Annotated in this window: 15 protein-coding genes; 5 read left to right on the top strand and 10 right to left on the bottom strand. The window is 44.5% G+C overall.

Annotated elements, in window-relative coordinates; translation table 11 throughout:
* The first annotated feature begins 261 nt into the window (after window positions 1–261).
* Window positions 262–1,593 carry a DEAD/DEAH box helicase gene (locus tag M9196_RS13250; RefSeq protein ID WP_250618000.1) on the top strand — a complete coding sequence of 444 codons (1,332 nt, stop codon included), beginning with the start codon at window positions 262–264 and terminating at the stop codon, window positions 1,591–1,593.
* A 78-nt stretch (window positions 1,594–1,671) separates the two neighbouring features.
* Here the strand turns inward: M9196_RS13250 and M9196_RS13245 are convergent, their stop codons facing one another.
* The 5 genes from M9196_RS13245 to M9196_RS13225 all read right to left on the bottom strand — a co-directional run bounded on the left by M9196_RS13245 (window position 1,672) and on the right by M9196_RS13225 (window position 8,321).
* On the bottom strand, window positions 1,672–2,151 hold the full coding sequence (locus M9196_RS13245) for an arginine repressor (protein ID WP_250617999.1): 480 nt from the start codon (window positions 2,149–2,151) through the stop codon (window positions 1,672–1,674).
* A 484-nt stretch (window positions 2,152–2,635) separates the two neighbouring features.
* Complete coding sequence (locus M9196_RS13240; RefSeq protein WP_250617998.1) at window positions 2,636–3,646, bottom strand: ornithine carbamoyltransferase; 1,011 nt, start codon at window positions 3,644–3,646, stop codon at window positions 2,636–2,638.
* Window positions 3,647–3,767: 121 nt separating this feature from the next.
* Entirely contained in the window at window positions 3,768–4,679 is a 912-nt protein-coding gene (gene arcC / locus M9196_RS13235; protein WP_250617997.1) for a carbamate kinase, read from the bottom strand.
* An 87-nt stretch (window positions 4,680–4,766) separates the two neighbouring features.
* Complete coding sequence (gene arcA / locus M9196_RS13230; RefSeq protein ID WP_250617996.1) at window positions 4,767–5,987, bottom strand: arginine deiminase; 1,221 nt, start codon at window positions 5,985–5,987, stop codon at window positions 4,767–4,769.
* Between the two features lie 882 nt (window positions 5,988–6,869).
* Window positions 6,870–8,321 carry a YfcC family protein gene (locus tag M9196_RS13225; protein WP_250617995.1) on the bottom strand — a complete coding sequence of 484 codons (1,452 nt, stop codon included), beginning with the start codon at window positions 8,319–8,321 and terminating at the stop codon, window positions 6,870–6,872.
* A 799-nt stretch (window positions 8,322–9,120) separates the two neighbouring features.
* Here M9196_RS13225 and M9196_RS13220 point away from each other — a divergent pair.
* The 4 genes from M9196_RS13220 to pstB all read left to right on the top strand — a co-directional run bounded on the left by M9196_RS13220 (window position 9,121) and on the right by pstB (window position 12,672).
* Window positions 9,121–9,945 carry a phosphate ABC transporter substrate-binding protein gene (locus tag M9196_RS13220; protein ID WP_250617994.1) on the top strand — a complete coding sequence of 275 codons (825 nt, stop codon included), beginning with the start codon at window positions 9,121–9,123 and terminating at the stop codon, window positions 9,943–9,945.
* Window positions 9,946–10,021: 76 nt separating this feature from the next.
* Window positions 10,022–10,954 (top strand): phosphate ABC transporter permease subunit PstC, encoded by a 933-nt coding sequence (pstC, locus tag M9196_RS13215; protein WP_250617993.1) that lies wholly within the window; start codon window positions 10,022–10,024, stop codon window positions 10,952–10,954.
* A 5-nt stretch (window positions 10,955–10,959) separates the two neighbouring features.
* Window positions 10,960–11,823 (top strand): phosphate ABC transporter permease PstA, encoded by an 864-nt coding sequence (gene pstA, locus M9196_RS13210; RefSeq protein WP_250617992.1) that lies wholly within the window; start codon window positions 10,960–10,962, stop codon window positions 11,821–11,823.
* A gap of 99 nt (window positions 11,824–11,922) precedes the next feature.
* Window positions 11,923–12,672, top strand: a complete 750-nt coding sequence (gene pstB, locus M9196_RS13205) for a phosphate ABC transporter ATP-binding protein PstB (RefSeq protein ID WP_250617991.1) — start codon at window positions 11,923–11,925, stop codon at window positions 12,670–12,672.
* A 252-nt stretch (window positions 12,673–12,924) separates the two neighbouring features.
* Here the strand turns inward: pstB and M9196_RS13200 are convergent, their stop codons facing one another.
* The 5 genes from M9196_RS13200 to M9196_RS13180 form a co-directional block, all read right to left on the bottom strand.
* Window positions 12,925–13,695, bottom strand: coding sequence for a carbohydrate deacetylase (locus tag M9196_RS13200; protein ID WP_250617990.1), 771 nt, complete (start codon window positions 13,693–13,695; stop codon window positions 12,925–12,927).
* Window positions 13,696–13,831: 136 nt separating this feature from the next.
* Window positions 13,832–15,052: an MFS transporter gene (locus M9196_RS13195; RefSeq protein WP_250617989.1), complete on the bottom strand. Its 1,221-nt coding sequence runs from the start codon at window positions 15,050–15,052 to the stop codon at window positions 13,832–13,834.
* Between the two features lie 12 nt (window positions 15,053–15,064).
* The gene (locus tag M9196_RS13190; protein ID WP_250617988.1) at window positions 15,065–15,256 is read right to left on the bottom strand and encodes a hypothetical protein; all 192 of its coding nucleotides are present in this window, start codon (window positions 15,254–15,256) and stop codon (window positions 15,065–15,067) included.
* A gap of 268 nt (window positions 15,257–15,524) precedes the next feature.
* Window positions 15,525–17,261, bottom strand: a complete 1,737-nt coding sequence (locus tag M9196_RS13185; protein ID WP_250617987.1) for an ABC transporter permease subunit — start codon at window positions 17,259–17,261, stop codon at window positions 15,525–15,527.
* Window positions 17,262–17,265: 4 nt separating this feature from the next.
* Complete coding sequence (locus M9196_RS13180; RefSeq protein ID WP_250617986.1) at window positions 17,266–18,771, bottom strand: ABC transporter substrate-binding protein; 1,506 nt, start codon at window positions 18,769–18,771, stop codon at window positions 17,266–17,268.
* Between the last annotated feature and the right edge of the window lies 1 nt (window position 18,772).

The following is an 18,772-nucleotide window of genomic DNA, read 5'->3' as shown; positions in this document are numbered from 1 at the left end:
TTGTCTTATTTTTGAGAAAGCCCATTTTCGGCATTACCTGATGCATATCACACTTTCATGGCCGCTTGTCGTTAACACTCTGTTTAAAGAGTGGTTTAAAAGATGGCGATGTTAAAGAAAAATGGCGATCAGAATTGGCCTACATTCGTCGGCGTTGTTTAGGGTTTTTAGTTGATATGCACTATGCTGGTGGCATTGGGAAATATCATGTATTATGCGCCCCTTATTTTTGTTCGTCCCATCTCGTTAGGAGTATAACCTTTGCAATTTAAAGATCTTGGTCTTGATAACCGTTTATTGAAGAATCTGAAGCACTATGACTTCAAAAAAGCGACAGATATCCAAAAGCAAGCGATTCCAGTCGCGATTGCAGGTAAGGATCTGATCGCCTCTTCGAAAACGGGCTCAGGTAAGACTCTGGCATTTGTATTGCCAATGCTTCACAAATCTTTGAAGAGTAAATCTTTTTCAGCAAAAGACCCGCGTGCGGTTATTTTGGCTCCCACTCGTGAACTTGCGAAACAGGTATACAGTGAATTAAGAGCTATGCTGGGTGGGTTAACCTACGATGCAACGTTGATTTTAGGTGGTGAGAACTTTAACGATCAAGTTAAAGCGCTGAGCCGCTACCCTAAATTTATTGTTGCCACACCGGGACGATTGGCGGACCATTTAGAGCACCGCTCACTATTCCTTGATGGTTTAGAAACATTAATTTTGGATGAAGCTGATCGCATGCTCGATTTAGGTTTTGCACCTGAGCTTATGCGCATCCACCGCGCAGCGAAACATCGTCGTCGTCAAACATTGATGTTCTCTGCCACGCTCGATCACGCGGAAATGAATGAGATCGCAAGCGAAATGCTTAATGCACCGAAGCGTATTTCCGTTGGTGTTTCTAACGAAGAACATAAAGACATCACGCAGAAGTTTTACTTATGTGATCATTTAGATCATAAAGAAGCAATTTTGGAGCGTGTTTTAGAAGAAGCAGACTATACGCAAGTCATGATCTTCACTGCCACGCGTGCAGATACTGAGCGCTTGGCAACTTGGCTCAACGAGAAAAAACTGAAAGTTGTGGCGTTAAGTGGCGGTTTGAATCAAACCCAACGCAATAACATCATGAGTCAGTTTGAGCGTCATGTATTTAAGATCCTAGTAACCACGGATGTGGCTTCACGTGGTATCGATATCAACACAGTGACTCACGTCATTAACTTTGATATGCCTAAGCATACAGAAGAATATGTCCACCGTGTTGGACGTACTGGTCGAGCGGGTAATAAAGGCGACGCAATCTCATTAGTGGGTCCAAAGGACTGGGACAGCTTAAAGCGTGTGGAAGCTTTCTTACAGCAAGACATTACGTTCTCTGAACTGGAAGGGTTAAAAGGTAAATTTAAAGGGTTACGTCCGCGTAAGCCTGCCTTTGCTAAGAACACAGCAGCAAAACCCGTTCAGAAGAAGAAGAAACAAACGGGTACCAAGAAGCCAGTTAAGCGTGATAAAGCGTTTTACCAAAACGTGGCAGTGGGCGATTCGGTCTTTATTCCAAAGAAAAAACCAAAACCAACTGCTGATTCAGAATAAAGAAAAGAGCCTCATTAGAGGCTCTTTTTTTATGTCTTCGATTTGAAAAGTGTCACCTAATAAGTCACTGATTGAAACTTAATGAACACCTAAGCGTATACGAACAATTTGTTCGCATTTATCGATATGAGCGACACTCTTTGGAATGACTAGCACGGTATCATTCCCTCCGACTGTGCCAAGAATTTCGCTATGAGGATCAATATCAACCAATCTAGCGATGAGTTGAGCGCTTCCCGGGTGAGTTTTGACTACCACAACGGCTTGATTATGAGTAATAAACTCTATCTGTGATGAAATGGAAGATTCCACTCGAACAGGCGCGCTCTCTACGGTCAAGCAGTATGCTTTTTTCCCACACGCATTCTGCACTTTAATTACGCCAAGTTGTGAAAGTAAGCGAGAGACTGTTGATTGACTTATGCCACCAAAACCCAGATTTACAAGTGCTTCTCGTAGTTTATTTTGTGTAGTAAAGCTTTGCTGCTGTAGTAGTTTTTTACACGCTGCAGTGAGTGTCTTTTCATCAGCGTCGATGAGTTCAAGAGTCTCGTTCATGATAACTCCTTCTTTTATGGGATGAACGATAGCGTCCTTGTTGTCACACACTCCGAACCCTTGGAGTGAGAAGCCATATGGATGTTTGATGATTTCAGAATTCTTACTTGCAATCTGCGTTCAATATAAATGTATCATCTAGTTATGGTCTTAAATTCTTTGCTTATCATCTAATATTCTATCATTTTCTGGATTTTAATAATTGTAGGTGAGTTAACATTATTGGATATTATCTACCCTGTGAAAGAAGTCCCTATTGAAGGCTTGAATGTCACTAGGTTTAAAGCCGCTTGGGTTAAAAATGCTTGGGTTAAAAGGTTAAAAGGTTAAAAGGTTAAAAGGTTAAAACTGCTTGGTTTAAAGCGACTAGTGTGGCGGCGAATAAGATTAATGCTAGTAAAATCCATGATGCGAGCCGTATTCATTGTGGGCGTGTGTATCACCCGCGATGAACTAGACTCGCGATCGGTTTTGGAATTAACAACTAGTCACCCAGCGTTGCAACCATCACTGCTTTAATGGTGTGCATTCTGTTCTCTGCTTCGTCAAAAACAATCGAGTGCTCAGATTCCACTACTTCATCGGTGACTTCGCACCCTTGGGCTAAGATAGGGTAGTCTTTAGCAAGAGATTTACCGACCACAGTATCTTCACCGTGGAAAGCTGGTAGGCAATGCATAAATTTCACATGGGGATTCCCCGTGGCTTTTAGCATCGCCATGTTTACTTGATAAGGTAGCATTAAATTAATTCGCTCTGCCCAGGCTTCTTTTGCTTCTCCCATTGACACCCAAACGTCGGTATAAAGGAAGTCACACCCTTGAACCCCTTCACTTACGTCGTCCGTTAGCGTGATTTTCGCGCCAGTCTGCGTTGCTAACTCTTGGCATTGTTCCACTAAAGAGGCGTCAGGCCAGAACTGCTTTGGTGCGACAAGACGGATATCCATGCCCATTTTTGCAGCGCCTACCATGAGTGAGTTACCCATGTTGTTGCGAGCATCACCCAGGTAAGCAAACTTAATTTCATGCAATTGCTTGCCACGACCATGTTCCATCATAGTTAAGAAATCTGCGAGGATTTGAGTGGGATGGAATTCATCGGTTAGTCCATTCCAGACAGGGACGCCTGCATATGCACCGAGCTCTTCAACGATGTCTTGCCCATAGCCGCGATATTCGATGCCATCGTACATTCTTCCCAATACACGAGCGGTGTCTTTCATGGATTCTTTATGGCCAATTTGAGATCCTGTCGGACCGAGGTAAGACACTTGTGCACCTTGGTCAAATGCTGCGACTTCAAAGGCACATCGGGTACGGGTTGATGTTTTCTCAAAGATTAACGCGATATTTTTGCCTTTTAGACGTGGTTGCTCGTAGCCATTGTATTTGGCTTTTTTGAGTTCAGCAGACAAGTCTAAAAAGTGCTGAATTTCACGTGGAGTAAAATCAAGGAGTTTAAGGAAGTTACGGTTACGAAGATTAAAAGCCATGATGATTTCCTTTTTGATTCGTCGCGATGTCACACGACCGATATTATCTATGTGCTAATTGAGTTCAGTTACGTATTGAGTCAATCGAACCCTATTTAGTGATTAGTTAGTAAATAGGCTGTTAGCCTTTGACGATATTAGTGCCAGCGGTCCCTTCTAGGATCTTAATTCCTTGCGCTAATGACCCGATGCCGACCACTTTTCCACCTCGATTAATGAATTCACACGAAGCGTCAATTTTTGGTCCCATTGAGCCTGCATCAAATTGGTGTTTCGCGAGCTCACTTGGTGTGGTTGAACGCAGCGCGTGTTGGGTCGGTTTGCCCCAATCAAGATAGACCGCGTCGGCGTCGGTGAGAATCAGTAGCGCATCGGCGTTGAGTTGCCTTGCTAGGTACGCCGCTGACATGTCTTTGTCGATCACGGCTTCGACACCAACAAGTTTGCCATTTTCTCTTTTGACTGGAATGCCGCCACCGCCAGTACAAATAACCAAATGCCCTTGATCGATAAGCGTGGTGATCGCCTCATGTTCAATAATGCCAGTTGGTTGAGGGCTAGGAACGACACGGCGGAAGAACGCGCCATCGGGTTTTATGGTCCAGTTGAATTTCTCTGCTAACTCGCACGCTTCTTCTTTGCTATAAACCGGACCAATAGGTTTCGTCGGGTCAGCAAAAGCGGGGTCGCTTGGGTCAACCGTCATTTGCGTTAGCATGCATGTAACATTAACTGCTGGCATTTGGTTCTTGAACTCTTGCATGAGCATGTAACCAATCATGCCTTGAGTTTCACTGCCTAATACGTCAAGTGGGTAAGGGCTAACTTTTTTGTACTCCAGACCTTGTAGCGCGAGCAAGCCGACTTGTGGGCCGTTGCCGTGGACTAGAACTACATTATATTCTTCGGCAATTTTAGAAATGGTGTTGACGGCAATTTCTATATTATGACGTTGGACGTCAGCTTCTAGAGGCTCGCCTCGGCGTAATAATGCGTTTCCACCAAGGGCAACAACAATGGTTTGTTTAGTCATGATTTAACTTCCTATTACTAGGGCAAAGTCGTTGGCTCTGCCCATAGAGATACATGAGAGTGACGCAGTCTTGTCTATTTGTGCTTGTTAGATACCATCTCGTTCAATCGGGCAGCTCATGCAGCGAGCACCACCACGTCCACGCCCTAATTCGTCGCCAGGAATTGGCAATACAGTGATACCAGCTTTGTCGTATTTCTCATTGGTATAGGTGTTACGTTCGTAACCGATAACAACGCCAGGCTTCACCGTTAACACGTTATTTGCGTCATTCCATTGCTCACGCTCAGCTTCGAAGTTGTCTCCCCCTGTGGTAATGAGGTTGAGCTTGTCAACGTGCAGCGCCTTTTCAATGGTATGAATATAGGACTCTTGTTGCGTTGCTTTAACCAACCCGGATTCATCACCGGTTAGGCTCCAGCATTTCACATCGTCAGGAATCACATTTGGATAAACCGAGAATGTGTCTTCACGCATGTGTGTCATGACGGTGTCCAAATGCATGCATGAACGATCTTTCGGCAGTTCAAGAGCAATGACTTGTTTTGCCTGACCATGTTTAAAAAGCCCAGATGCTAGTTGCTCAACCCCTTGAGGCGTCGTTCTTTCTGACATGCCGATTAACACTGAGCCTTTGCCGATAACCAGGACGTCACCGCCTTCAATAGTTGAGCGGTCGTATGATTTCTCTTCATCTCCGAAATACTTAACAAAATCTTGACCAGCAAACGTTGGGTGCCAACGATAAATCGCCCTGACATGGTTTGTTTCTCTCTGACGAGCCACCTTAGCCATTGGATTAATTGAAACACCGCCATAAACCCAGCAAGACGTATCACGAGTGAATAAGTGATTAGGGAGTGGGTCAATAATGAAATCGGTTGGTTTATGCATAGACTGTAAAATAGAAGAGGATCTCATTGGCATTTCACCAAAAGACAAGCCGCCAGTGAGTATTTTTGCTAACTCTAGATTAGGAATGTCGCCAAGGTAGCAACGAACGTCATTGGCAAAGGTAGGGCCAAAACGATAATTAGATATTTGCGTATTCAATAACCATTCTTTTGCTTCTGGTACGGCAAGTGTTTCGGCAAGTAGATTAGTGAGTAGTAAGACTTCAACACCTTGATCTCTTAATGTTTGTGCAAATACGTCATGCTCGTCGCCAGCGCGCTCGACTGACAACACGTCGTCGAACAGCAAGTCATGGCAGTTAGAAGGCGTTAAGTGAGTAAGAGCGCGTCTTGGGCGATGAATGAGTACGCGACGTAGTTGACCAACTTCTGAACCGACATAAAGTTTATTCATGATCTTATCTCTCTTATTATATGACGGCTATCTATTATTAATAAACCATCATAGTTAGGGGCGTTTTATTTATTAGCTTTGTCGTGGTGTTATTTATATTACTCATTACTCATTGTGATTATTTGAGCTTAATCACAAATGTATTTTACTGCCTGAATCTCTAGGTTCTCGGCTAAATAACAATATGTATTCAGCGTGAATTTGCGCTTGCTAAAATTTAATGGCTAGTTAAATGGAATAATATTCATATTTCATTCAGGCTGAGTGTTGTTTTGGTCGTCTGAGAGAATTTCATGCAATCGTAAAAACGGCAAAGTGCGACCTGCGAGACTATTTATGCACGTATGGATGCTAGATATATAATTTTCCAATGTGAATTAATAACTTTGCAACAAAATTTCCGTGCAGATCTGTTAGCTGAATCACAATTTTGTGTTAGTGGTATTTCAACTTTTAAAGATTACATATTAAAAATTCTAATTAATATGGCTTACCTATATTAATCTCAAGGTAAAGAAATATTAACAGGCTGCGTTATTGATAGAGTATCGAATTAAATTAGAGAATAAAAATACGAAAGTTAGGCCGAGTATGCTCACGCGTGTTCTTAATTGGTGCGATTAAAGTGGGCGCTAAAAAGTGCATGGTCTAAGCTAGGGCACTGCTGAGCCGCTTACAGTCGTCTCAAAATTGGCGTAGGATTTAGCGTGTAGCACGGAGTGGCCGCGTTGATAGGTGTGTAGGGCTGGCGATATAAAAACGCAACACATCGTGATAGCGCGATGTGTTGCGTTAGGTCGTGTCCTCTATATATTACGATATAGAAGCATCTTGTCTTTACGCGTATCTGTGTTTAGGCGTATTAGTATTGGCTGAATTTTATTACGCGATAAGCGCACCGATACTGAGCACGATGACACAAAATACCGTCAAAATGCCGAGTAATGGAGCGACCCACTTAACCCATCGAACATAAGGGACTTTAGCGATAGCAAGACCGCCCATGACCACTGCTGACGTTGGAGTGATGAGATTGACCAATCCCGACGCTGATTGATAAGCAGTAATGACGAGCTCACGGCCAACACCCGCAAAATCGGCTAATGGCGCCATGATTGGCATGGTAAGAACGGCAAGCCCCGATGTTGATGGTACTAAGAATGACAGCAGTATTTCTAAAAAGAACATGACATTAATAAAGACCACTGAAGACAGACCAGTAATCATATGTTCAGCTGAATTCAAAATAGTATCGGTAATCATCCCACGATCCATAATCACGACGATGCCACGGGCAATACCAATGATGAGAGCAACCCCAAGAAGATCTCGTGCGCCATCGATAAAGCTATTGGTAAAGTCCTCTTCGCTCATTCTGGCAACGAGTCCAACCAAAATGGTTGCCGCAAGGAACATCGCAGAGATCTCTGCCATCCACCAACCTGCGACAGAGACACCATAAATCATGACAGCAAAAGAACCTGCAAAGATGGTTAAGATGACTTTGCGTGTCATGGTGAATTCGAGCTTTTCACCGTTTTGATTGCCAAGGAAGTGCGCTTTGTTCTCTTCATACTTGTCGTATACGATCGACTTCGTTTGGTCTTTTTGTACCATCCTAGCGTAGCGCATGACATAGGCGACACAAATCCCCCAGCCGGCAACCAGCATGAAAACCCGCAGCATGATACCGTCGGTAAAGGGTATTCCTGACGCGTTAGCGGCAATAACAGTTGCAAATGGGTTGATGGTGGAACCAAGTACGCCGATACCCGCACCTAATAGCACGGTTGCTGCTGCCACTAATGGATCGAAGCGAGCCGCCATCATGACAGGGACTAATAAGGTATAAAAAGGCAGAGACTCTTCCGCCATGCCGTACACAGTGCCACCAGCTGCGAATAATGCCATTAGAATTGGTATCATCAGCTCTTCTCGGCCATGCAGCCTAGCCGTGACGCGTTCAATACCAGCATCAATAGCGCCGGTTTTAGTCACCAGCCCTAGAAAGCCACCAATAACCAAGATAAATAAAGACACATCAATAGCGGCAGCTTCATAGGTATTGTGGTCGTAGAATCCGTCAATGGGTGCCAGTAAGACATCAATCACACCTTGTGGGTTACTCTCAACAGATTGATACGTTCCAGTGACAGGCACTTCACGACCTAAATCATCATTCATGACTCGGTCATATTGTCCTGCCGGAATTATCCATGTCAGCATGGCAACGAGTGCAATTAAGATGAAGAGGATGGTATAAGCGGATGGGAACTTGAAATTAGCAAAGAATCCCCGTTTATTCGTTTTTTGGGGTATGGTTTGTGTAGTCATAGCTTTCTCCTTATTCTATCCAGTGACCACCAAATAGAATGCCAGTAGAATATATTAAGTTATATCAAGCACCACGTTGAAACTAATAATATAAAGTATAGAAAGCGAACTTCTTTTAATTAAGAAGTGTTTGTGTGGTAAGTCTATTATTAATGGTTGCAAGTAACTATGTGGTTGTTCACAAAGTATGAGTCTAAAATTAAAAGAAGAACGTCTGATATTTATTGACTTGGATAGTATAGATAATATGTTGCATCAATATTCACCTTATCCTAATTAAGGTAAGTAGCGGCACTTAGATATCAAGCAACGAACCGGTATGTCAGAAATTCTATTCATCCTAGCGAACAATCAACCTTAATGACAAATTCGTACTATTGTTGATTTAAATCAATTGTCAAAATTTACACAAAGGTTCACATCAAAACTCAAACTCAAACTCAAACTCAAACTCAAACTCAAACTCAAACTCAACTAAAACGAGCGAGAACCAGCACTCACATTGTAGCCGTGTCAGCGATCATGCGGTGTATGGTGACTATTTATGACAGTCACCAAGTGAAATTGTGGAGAAATATGACAACTTTCTCTCCAACAAAAGTACCTAGATTAGCGATAAAATCATCAGTAATGATGGTAACTAATTGAATTTATTCTTAATGCTTGATTTTTGACCCTAGTAAAAAAAATGACGCTGTCATACACCTTTCAACTTAGTGAAACACAACTGTCATATTTAACCTCTAATCTTGACCTCGTTCTAATGAAACGGGCAATCAAGCCAATAAAGGAAATTGTGATGAAAAAGACAGTTATCGGTGCAGCAATCGCACTACTAGGCGCACTAGCAGTGACTCCAGCTTCAGCTAAAGAGACTATCTCTGTAGTGGGCTCTAATAGTGCTTCTCCACTGGTTGAAGTTTTTGCTGAAACTTACATGAACAAGGGCGAACCTGTGTTTATCGAAATTCAGGCACCTGGCTCTTCTGCAGGTATTCGTGCAGCAAAGGATGGCAGCGCTGATTTAGGTATTTCTTCTCGTGACTTGAAAGAAGAAGAAAAGTCTAGCGATTTAAAAGAGCTAGTTATTGCTCGTGACGGCATCGCTGTTGTTGTTAACCCTAACAACGAAGTTCAAGAGTTGTCAGCAGAGCAAATCACTAACATCTACAAAGGCGACATCACTAACTGGAAAGATGTTGGCGGCGCAGACAAGCCAATCGTTGCTATCACTCGTGATACAGCATCTGGTACTCGTGGCGCATTTGAAGACATCATGACACTTAAAATGGAAATTTCTGGTCAGAAAGTATCAGCAATCTCTCAACGTGCTCAAGTTGCAAATGGTAACGGCGCACTTAAAGTATCTGTAGCAAGCAACCCTTACGCAATCGGCTATATCTCTCTAGGTACAGTTGATGAAACCGTTCAAGCTCTTGCTATCGATGGTGCAGCTGCAACTGTGGACAACGTTAAAAACGGTTCATACAAAGTGGCTCGTCCTTTCCTAGTGCTATACAAAGATGGCGCGACAAGTGAAGAGACTCAACAATTCCTTGACTGGATGGTTGCTGACGAAGCTCAAGCAATCGCAGGTAAGAAAGGTTACATCACTGTAAACTAATACCAGTAAATATTTAGATTGCTCGGCCCACCTTTGGGCTGAGCCTTTTTGTGCCTCTATAAATAGAAGCTTTATTATGACCATCGCAACAAATAGTGAGAAGCTTATGAACGACCAAGCGACTCAGTCCACAACCCGTAGCCTAAAGGCTCGTAAACGCGTTGACTGGAAAGAGAGAATCTTCCACGGACTTTTCCTAACTAGTGCAATTGTTGGCATTTTGTCTCTTGCCATCATTGCCTACTTTATTGTTAAAGAAAGTATTCCAGCCTTCCAAGCTGTCGGTGTCTCTGGCATTGTTCTTGGCCAAAACTGGTTACCGCCTGCGCTCTACGGTGTTGCTACTATGATTGTAGCCTCCATTGTATCCACGCTGGGTGCGGTTGTGGTAGGCGTGCCAATTGGTGTGTTGACGGCAGTTTTTATTGCCGAAATTGCTCCGAAACGTTTGGCAAATATCATCCGTCCTGCGGTCGAGTTACTTGCGGGTATCCCGTCGGTAGTTTACGGCTTCTTTGGCTTGGTTATTATCGTTCCTTTGATCCAACAGGTCTTCAATGTTCCAGCAGGTAATACCATCCTTGCGGGTATCATTGTGCTTGGGATTATGATTCTACCAACCGTAATTACTGTATCCGAAACATCAATTCGCGCAGTGCCTCGCACGTATAAAGAGGGCTCATTGGCTCTTGGTGCATCAAAGATTTACACCATCTTTAAGCTGTTAGTACCAGCGGCTCGTTCGGGCATTATGACCGGTGTTATCTTAGGTATTGGTCGAGCGCTAGGTGAGACGATGGCGATTATCATGGTGATGGGTAACTCACCAGCGATGCCAGAAGGCATTCTAGATTCCGCACGTACGCTGACCGCGAACATCGCGATTGAAATGTCGTACGCGAGTGGCGTGCATGCTAATGCGCTTTATGCGACGGGTGTAGTACTTCTTGTGTTTATCATGATGCTTAACTCGGCACTTCTTTACTTGAACCGTAAGAAAGAGAAGTAATAATTATGGATACAGTAAAACTTAAAAAAGCTCGCCAGAACAAAGATACAGTTCTACATGCATTTGTTTGGGCAGCAGCAGCTCTAACCGTTGGATTCTTATTCTGGATTATCTGGTACATCCTTTCTAACGGCCTGCAATACGTAGATTGGAACTTCGTCACTGATAACTACACGCGCACAGGTGAAGAGCGCGGTATTTTTCCGATGATCATCTCTACGATTTACATGGTAATTGCATCTATTGCAGTGGCAGCACCATTGGGGATTATGACGGCGATTTACCTCACTGAGTACGCGGCAGTAGGCAGTAAACTGGTTAAGGTAATCCGTTTTTGTACGGAGTCTCTGGCTGGTATCCCGTCGATCATCTTTGGTCTATTCGGTATGACGTTCTTCGTGGTTATTCTTGGCTTCGGGTTCTCTATTTTGTCTGGTGCACTGACACTGAGTATTTTGATCTTGCCAGTCATCATCCGAACGACCGAAGAAGCGTTGATGGCTGTGCCGCAAACTTACCGTGAAGGTTCGTATGCACTGGGATCATCAAAAATATACACCATCTGGCGCTTAATCTTGCCAAGCGCAATGCCAGGTATTTTAACTTCAGTCATTCTTAGTATTGGCCGTGTCATTGGTGAATCAGCGCCGGTATTTATGACCGCCGGTATGGTTGCGCGTATCCCTGAGTCTTTATTGGATTCTGGACGTACCTTAACCGTTCACCTTTATAAGCTAACAACAGAGCTGTTTACAGTGGACGAGTGGAACCAAGCATATGGTACAGCGACAGTACTTATCGTAGTGGTATTACTTATCAACATGCTGACTAAGCTCATTGCTAGCCGATTTAACACAGCAACGTACTAATAGATAATATACTCGTCGGATGGCTTAGCCAGAACATAAAGAGCTAAGCCACCAAACTAAAGACAGTATGACACGACAAAGAATTTAGAGATTAAGCAAATGAACAAATTTAACATTGAAAATCTAGACCTTTTTTACGGCGAGAGCCAAGCGCTAAAAAGCATTAACCTTCCAATTCCAACGCGTCAGGTTACGGCGTTAATTGGCCCATCTGGCTGTGGGAAATCGACGCTTCTGCGCTGCCTAAACCGCATGAATGACTTAATCGAAGGCGTGACCATTACAGGTAAGCTAGAGATGGATGGCACGGATATTTACGGCAACATCGATGTTGCTGACCTGCGTATTAAAGTCGGAATGGTATTCCAAAAACCAAACCCATTCCCAATGAGTATTTATGAGAATGTTGCTTATGGCTTGCGTGCTCAAGGCATCAAAGATAAAAAGCATATCGATATGGTTGTTGAGCGTTCTTTACGCGGTGCAGCGCTTTGGGACGAAGTAAAAGATCGCCTCAAGTCTCATGCTTTTGGACTATCTGGGGGTCAGCAACAGCGTTTATGTATCGCTCGTGCAATTTCAATGGAACCAGACGTCATTTTGATGGATGAACCAACGTCGGCACTGGATCCTATCGCAACACACAAGATTGAAGAACTGATGGAAGAGCTTAAAAAAGACTATACCATCGTTATCGTTACTCACTCGATGCAACAAGCGCGTCGAATCTCAGACCGTACGGCTTTCTTCTTGATGGGTGAATTGGTTGAACATAACGATACCCCTGTGATCTTCTCAAATCCAAGTGACGATCGTACTCAAGGTTACGTAAATGGTGACTTCGGCTAAAGATTACATTTAGTTTTGCTCTAGATGATGCAGAGCAGCTAGGAACGAAAACTGGTAAACATAATCACTATAACTATAAGCGATGGAACTTTTGCCCCTCATGATGAGGGGCTTTTTTTTGCCTCGAAAATAGCCAATGAGGTTGGATGGTGATTATCGTTGCTAGTTGCTTTTGCTTTGAACTATCAAGTGAACTACTAATCTTAATAAGCCCCTCAAAAAGAGGGGCTATTTGCTTGACATAGAACCAGATTAACGTGAGTGCAGCGCATCAAATCCAATGCATTCAATATTGTTAGCGGCTAGCCAGTTTTTCAATTCGATAGACGTTAGGATGTCGAGCTCGGTCACGCGTTTATCTGTGTAACCGGATAACTGCTTGAGTTCCGCTGTGACAGCCTTTGCAGGGTGACACATGAACTCCACAATACCGTCGGGCATTGTATGTTGATAGTGAGTCAGCATCGTTTTGAGGTGCTCAAGGCTTGCGCCGGCATCATAGAAACCAAGATCAAACGCATCAGGTGTCGCGACCTTTAGTAGGTCTTGCCCCTCGATAATGTTGTCAGTGCGTCGTACGGGTAAACCAACGTCGTTAGCAAAGCGCGTAAATGTGGCTTTGAGGTTAGGAAAGACACCACCGAAGTGATGAGAGTCGAGATGGTTGATCGCTAAACCCGCATTGAGCGCAGCGTGATATTGCGCTTTCAACTCTTTATAGACTTGCTCTGAGCAAACATCAGTTTTTCCATATAACTCACGTCGTTCTAGAAAATACCCTTCCTCATCAACTAATGTTGATACCTGATTCGCGTCCAAAATCGGTTTTCCTGCCGTGACAGTGAAATGCAACCCCACTTGGTCAATCAGCCCCTGATGATATAAATCCACAGCATGTTGCGTACCGGGCTGATTCATCATGATGGTTGTCGATTTAACAATGCCCATTTTAAAGCAGTCGACGATAGCGTTATTCACGCTTTCCGTTAGGCCGAAATCATCAGCATTGAGAATAATTTTCATACGATTACCTTCCGTTTATCGACTTCGATCGTGAGTGAATACGGACAATAATTCAATCTTATTTTTGCTGCTTTGTCTTTGGTTTCTTCAAAATAGCCTCTTGCAATAGAGGCTATCAAAAAAGGAAGGTACTAGGCTAAGCCGCTGCTAAGGGTTTAAACGGACGCAGAGGTTTGTCATTAATTGGCAGATGAATGAGCGCCGCAAGGAAAGCAAGCACGACGGTTGACCACCAAATAGGCTCATAAGAACCATAGTAATCATAGATGCGCCCGCCTACCCAAGCCCCTAAAAAGCTGCCTATTTGGTGAGTAAAGAAGACCAAACCATAGAGTGTCGAAAGATAACGCGCGCCAAAGATCTGACGAACAAGACCTGAGGTGAGTGGCACGGTCCCTAACCAACAAAAACCAATGGCACCACCAAAAATAGCCGCGGTACTTTCCGTAACTGGTAGCGTGACGAAGCAAGCAATAACGACAGTACGAACCAAATAAAGCGCAGACATCACGTGACGTTTACTGAAACGATCCCCCATCACGCCCCAAAAGTAGGAACCAAAGATATTAAAAATACCCACGTAGGCGAGTGCTAAAGCCGCGCTGCTGGCAGGCAAGTGCTTGTCCGCAAGATAGCTTGGTAGGTGGGTGGCAATAAACATGACGTGGAAACCACAAACAAAGAAGCCAGCATGAATGAGCCAATAGCTTTTATTGTTAAAGGCTTCTTTAAGGGCTTGGCCGAGTGTTTCCTCAGTCTCTATCGCTTGGTTGGCTTGAGAGGAGGTATTCGCTTTATTGGACTTCATAAATAGTGCAAACGCAATCATCATAGTGCAAAGCATGGCAAACGCTTGCAGCGCGCCTTGCCAGCCGATGGTTTCTAGCATCATTTGTGCGCCAGGGATCATGGCGAACATACCAAATGATCCCGCCGCCGTCGTCAAACCAAATGCTTTAGCAGCGTGTTGTGCAGGGACTACTTTAGCAACGGCACCAAGCACAATGACGTAGCTGGTGGCGCTTAATCCAAGCCCGACCAACGCGCCTAGCGAGAAGTAGAGTTGCGATGGGATAGTAGCAATAGAAGTTAGATACAAGCCAGCCGCGTACGCGACCGCACCCATTAAGATAATGCGCTTCGAACCCCATTTATCGGCCGCCATGCCAACAAAGGGCTGGAACACACCAAACATTAGGTTTTGCAACGCAATGGCGAAGCTAAAAAATTCACGTCCAGTTTGGAAGTGTTCAGAAATAGGCATCATAAAAATGCCAAATGACTGACGGATACCTAGACTGGTAATTAAAATGCCAATACCAAGCCAAACTAAAATAGGAAAACGGAAAATACTCATATAAATCTGGCTCTAATGATGGTGGTGTGTTGATTGGTGTGAATGATGAGATTCACCCGTTGGGTTTTGTTGGTGGCAGCCAGAGTTAATGGCTTGTCCAGCAAACAGTTCAAGTAATGTCGGGGAATGATGCACAGCCGCCAGCGTAACGGTAAGTAATGCGATCATCCTAAACAGTTGAGCCAAAATTGATTGTGAAAACATGGCACTCAGTCGTGATGTTAATGGTGATAAAAAAGAGCGCGCAGTGTAATGATGAGGAAGTGATGACTCAAATGATATTATGTGAACTAGTCTATGCATTTTGTGCATAGACTAATTTGGACTTGATATGGCGCGGACTCGTTGTTACGCAGATTTGATATTGTTCGGAGATCATACTGTCTAGAGCAAATTACATTTAGATCTGAAATGATGGAGCATTGATCTTGCAAGAAGAGAAAAAAACGACCCGATATAACGGGTCGGTTTTCTAATCATCAAAGAGTAAATTAATCGCAACGCCCATTAACACTAACCCGGTAATCGGTCCCATTACTGCCAGTGGTGCTCGCTCAATATAGGGCAAATTCTCAGCAATCATTAACCCCCATTCCGGTGACGGCGGTTTTTCCCCTAAGCCAATAAAACTGAGTGACGTTAGGCTAAGGGTAATGACGGGCAATCTTAGCAGCGCGTGTTTTAATAATGGAGGCAACACGTAGGGGAGCAGATAGTATCTGAAAATTCGTATTTGGCTGGTCCCCCAGATGGGTGCGAGGTGCGTGTACGGTTGGGCTTTAGCTTCCACAATCAGACTAGAACAATGCGCGGCAAGCGGTGCCCAAGAGACCAATACAATAGCAATCATCGCACTATTTGGGTTCATGTTAGTCAAACCGGCAACCAGTAAGCCTGCGATAATATAAGGAATGCCTTTGGTCACCTCTATTAGTCCCTGGCTGAAACGAGTATTGAAGCCGAGAACAAGTCCAACGAGCAAGCTTAACAGCGTTGCTATTATCCCGGACTGGAACGTTGAAAGCATACCGGTACCAATACGAGCCAATAGATCTCGTCCAATCCCATCCGCACCGAGCGGGGTGTTTAAGCTAGGGGAGGCAAGTCGACCAAACTGGCTGGTGTAGGGATCACGAAACATTGACCAGATGATAATGGCTAGCAACAATGCAAAAATCGCGCTAGCAACCACACGTTTTTGTTTGCTAGAAGTGAAAGCCAATGAAGAATGACTGCTGATCAATTTACCATTTTTAGCACTGTGTCCAAGTATCCATTGCTGAAGCAGTAGACTCACACTACTGATAAAAATAGAGATCAATAATAAGACTAGCAGCCCCCCTTGCAGCGTGGGCAGATCTTGTGCTTTTGCTGCACCGAGGATGAGTCTACCGATACCCGGAATAGAAAAAATCTGCTCTACCGCCACCGCGCCACCGGTTAGACCAATCATGATCATCGCAATTTGAGGGATCAAGCTACTGAACGCTCGTTTGATGGCAAAACGTAGAATTTGGTTGGCAGTGACATTTGCGCTCAACCAGGTAATCACCCAGGGCTCATTGAGAACCCGCAATAGGCTATCGCGGAGTAAACGGCTTAATAAACCGCTAGCGGGTAAGGCAAGAGCTAAACTTGGCAACCAAACATCTTGCCAACCTTGCCATCCGTAGGGTGGTAGCCACCCTAACCAGATAGAAAAGACCAGAATTAAGATGGATGCCACAACGTACTCTGGAAGCGAAATAAGCACAGTGCTCAAACTATTATGAGATTGGGCTAGCTTGCCTCGTTTCCAGCGATGAAATGTGTGAAGTAGACTTAATGTGCATAACAAAAAGGTAAGGCTTAATGCTATCGCCATTAATAGTAAAGAGGTGGAGAGTGTCTGTTGAATACCCTCAATAACAGAAGAACCATCAATCCAAGAGAGACCAAAATCACCCTGAACAGCACCGTGTAACCAATCGATTAGACGTTCCGTTGCGCTGCGGTCGAGTTGTAGATCGGCTCTTACCGCGGCTAGCGCTTCAGGTGTTAGCATGTGCTGCTGGCCTGAACGCGCTCTCAGAATGGTTTGGCTGGGGTCAATACCGGCAATATCGGGCATCAGACCGACGAGAATCACCACCACAATAAGTGCGGCAATTCTCGAGATCCAAGGCATCAACATGGTCCAAAATCGACCCGAGGTTTCAACAGACAACATCGCGTTAGTTTACCTTGGTCGATGCATTGATAAGACGGCGCTCACTTGGATCGCGCACGACATCGACTACTCGGGTACTTTCGCCTTGAATGACTCGCTCATGAAGCAAAGGGATAGCGGCATAGTCATTAAGGATCTTTTGCTCGGCGGCAATAATGGCTTTTTGGCGCAGAGGACCTAATGGTTGTAAGTCCGCGTGCGTTAATGCGTTATCGACATCTTCTGAACAAAACTGACCTAAGTTAAAAGAGCCTTCACACCCAAAATCACTCATCATGTAAGCCACAGGATCACCCGAATCTAACACGGTTGCTCGGGAGAGGATAAAGGCATCAAATCTCCCTGCTAGTGCATCGTTTTCGATCTGCGCATATTCGCGGATATCGAGTTCAACTTGAAAAGCGGCGGCTTCAAGTTGCTGCTTTAGCAGTGCAGCCACTTCTGGCAGCTCAGCTCGGTCAGTAAACGTACCAATAACGATTTTCTCACCGTTCGCCTTTTTCGTGTTATCAACCACCAATGCTTCTGCGCCAACCTCGGTTCGAATTGGGCCAGCCCACGCTAATGCGGGACCTAACAAACCTTCAGCGATGTCTGCATGGTTTTCGTAAACAGTGTTAATGATCTGCTTTCTGTCAACGGCTGCGGCGGCGATTTTACGCATTTCTAATTGGTTAAAGACGCCCGATTTACTGTTCAGATACAGCGTATTGGTACGTGGCATTGCTACTTCATATAGCAGTTCTGAATCAATCGTCGCAATTTGAGACACGGGTACCGCTTCTACCACATCGGCAGTTCCGGTGCGAAGCGCGGCGGCGCGGGCAAAACCATTTGGCACATATTCTGCGATCACAGTTTCGATGTTGGCTTTTTCACCCCAGTAACCATCAAAGCGCGTTAATTTAGCGCTGGTGGTCCCGTTGATTTCAACAAGTTCAAATGGTCCTGTTCCCATGCCTGTCGGAACGACTCGACCGTTTTCTTTATAAGCGTTGGTTGAGAGAATCGATAGCTGCGGGCTAGACAATCGGCTCGGCAGCAGTGGGTCGTTGAAGCTGGTTTTAATCTCAACATGACTCTGATCGAGTGCGATTATTTCAAGATCAATACCGTCCAGAATTCGTGGCTTTGGTGCAGCAAGTAGTGCCTTTTGCAGGGAATTAGCGACGGCATTTGCATCAAGAACCGATCCATCATGAAACGTCACACCTTGGCGAATAGTGAATTGCCATGTCAGTGGGTCGACTTGCTTCCAATCGGTCGCCAGCATGGGTTCCGCTTCAGATGTTGGCGTGAGGTTGATTAAGGTTTCAGCCGTACTCCAGCGGGATAGTTTAAATGCATCGTCAGAAAGCGGTGATAGTCCGGTACGTGGAGGCTGCATCATTGCAACACGGATTTCAGATTTAGCGACGGGTTCACTAGTGTCTGTTTTTGAGTCAAAACAGCCGGTGAGTGGCAGGGCAAAAGCGAGTGCACAAGCCAGTTTAATGGAATTAAAACGCATT

The sequence above is a fragment of the Vibrio methylphosphonaticus genome (genome assembly GCF_023634655.1).
GTDB classification, from domain to species: Bacteria; Pseudomonadota; Gammaproteobacteria; order Enterobacterales; family Vibrionaceae; genus Vibrio; species Vibrio methylphosphonaticus.
Note: the sequence above shows the minus strand (reverse complement) of the source record. Positions and strands in the feature narration are given on the sequence as shown.

What these genes read in the sequence shown, in the direction of transcription:
- arcC (WP_250617997.1), bottom strand. Translation starts at nt 4,679, where the DNA reads ATGACTAAACAAACCATTGTTGTTGCCCTTGGTGGAAACGCATTATTA.
- pstC (WP_250617993.1), top strand. Translation starts at nt 10,022, where the DNA reads ATGACCATCGCAACAAATAGTGAGAAGCTTATGAACGACCAAGCGACT.
- M9196_RS13200 (WP_250617990.1), bottom strand. Translation starts at nt 13,695, where the DNA reads ATGAAAATTATTCTCAATGCTGATGATTTCGGCCTAACGGAAAGCGTG.
- M9196_RS13245 (WP_250617999.1), bottom strand. Translation starts at nt 2,151, where the DNA reads ATGAACGAGACTCTTGAACTCATCGACGCTGATGAAAAGACACTCACT.
- M9196_RS13220 (WP_250617994.1), top strand. Translation starts at nt 9,121, where the DNA reads ATGAAAAAGACAGTTATCGGTGCAGCAATCGCACTACTAGGCGCACTA.
- M9196_RS13185 (WP_250617987.1), bottom strand. Translation starts at nt 17,261, where the DNA reads ATGTTGTCTGTTGAAACCTCGGGTCGATTTTGGACCATGTTGATGCCT.
- M9196_RS13180 (WP_250617986.1), bottom strand. Translation starts at nt 18,771, where the DNA reads ATGCGTTTTAATTCCATTAAACTGGCTTGTGCACTCGCTTTTGCCCTG.
- pstA (WP_250617992.1), top strand. Translation starts at nt 10,960, where the DNA reads ATGGATACAGTAAAACTTAAAAAAGCTCGCCAGAACAAAGATACAGTT.
- M9196_RS13240 (WP_250617998.1), bottom strand. Translation starts at nt 3,646, where the DNA reads ATGGCTTTTAATCTTCGTAACCGTAACTTCCTTAAACTCCTTGATTTT.
- arcA (WP_250617996.1), bottom strand. Translation starts at nt 5,987, where the DNA reads ATGAATAAACTTTATGTCGGTTCAGAAGTTGGTCAACTACGTCGCGTA.
- M9196_RS13190 (WP_250617988.1), bottom strand. Translation starts at nt 15,256, where the DNA reads ATGTTTTCACAATCAATTTTGGCTCAACTGTTTAGGATGATCGCATTA.
- pstB (WP_250617991.1), top strand. Translation starts at nt 11,923, where the DNA reads ATGAACAAATTTAACATTGAAAATCTAGACCTTTTTTACGGCGAGAGC.
- M9196_RS13195 (WP_250617989.1), bottom strand. Translation starts at nt 15,052, where the DNA reads ATGAGTATTTTCCGTTTTCCTATTTTAGTTTGGCTTGGTATTGGCATT.
- M9196_RS13225 (WP_250617995.1), bottom strand. Translation starts at nt 8,321, where the DNA reads ATGACTACACAAACCATACCCCAAAAAACGAATAAACGGGGATTCTTT.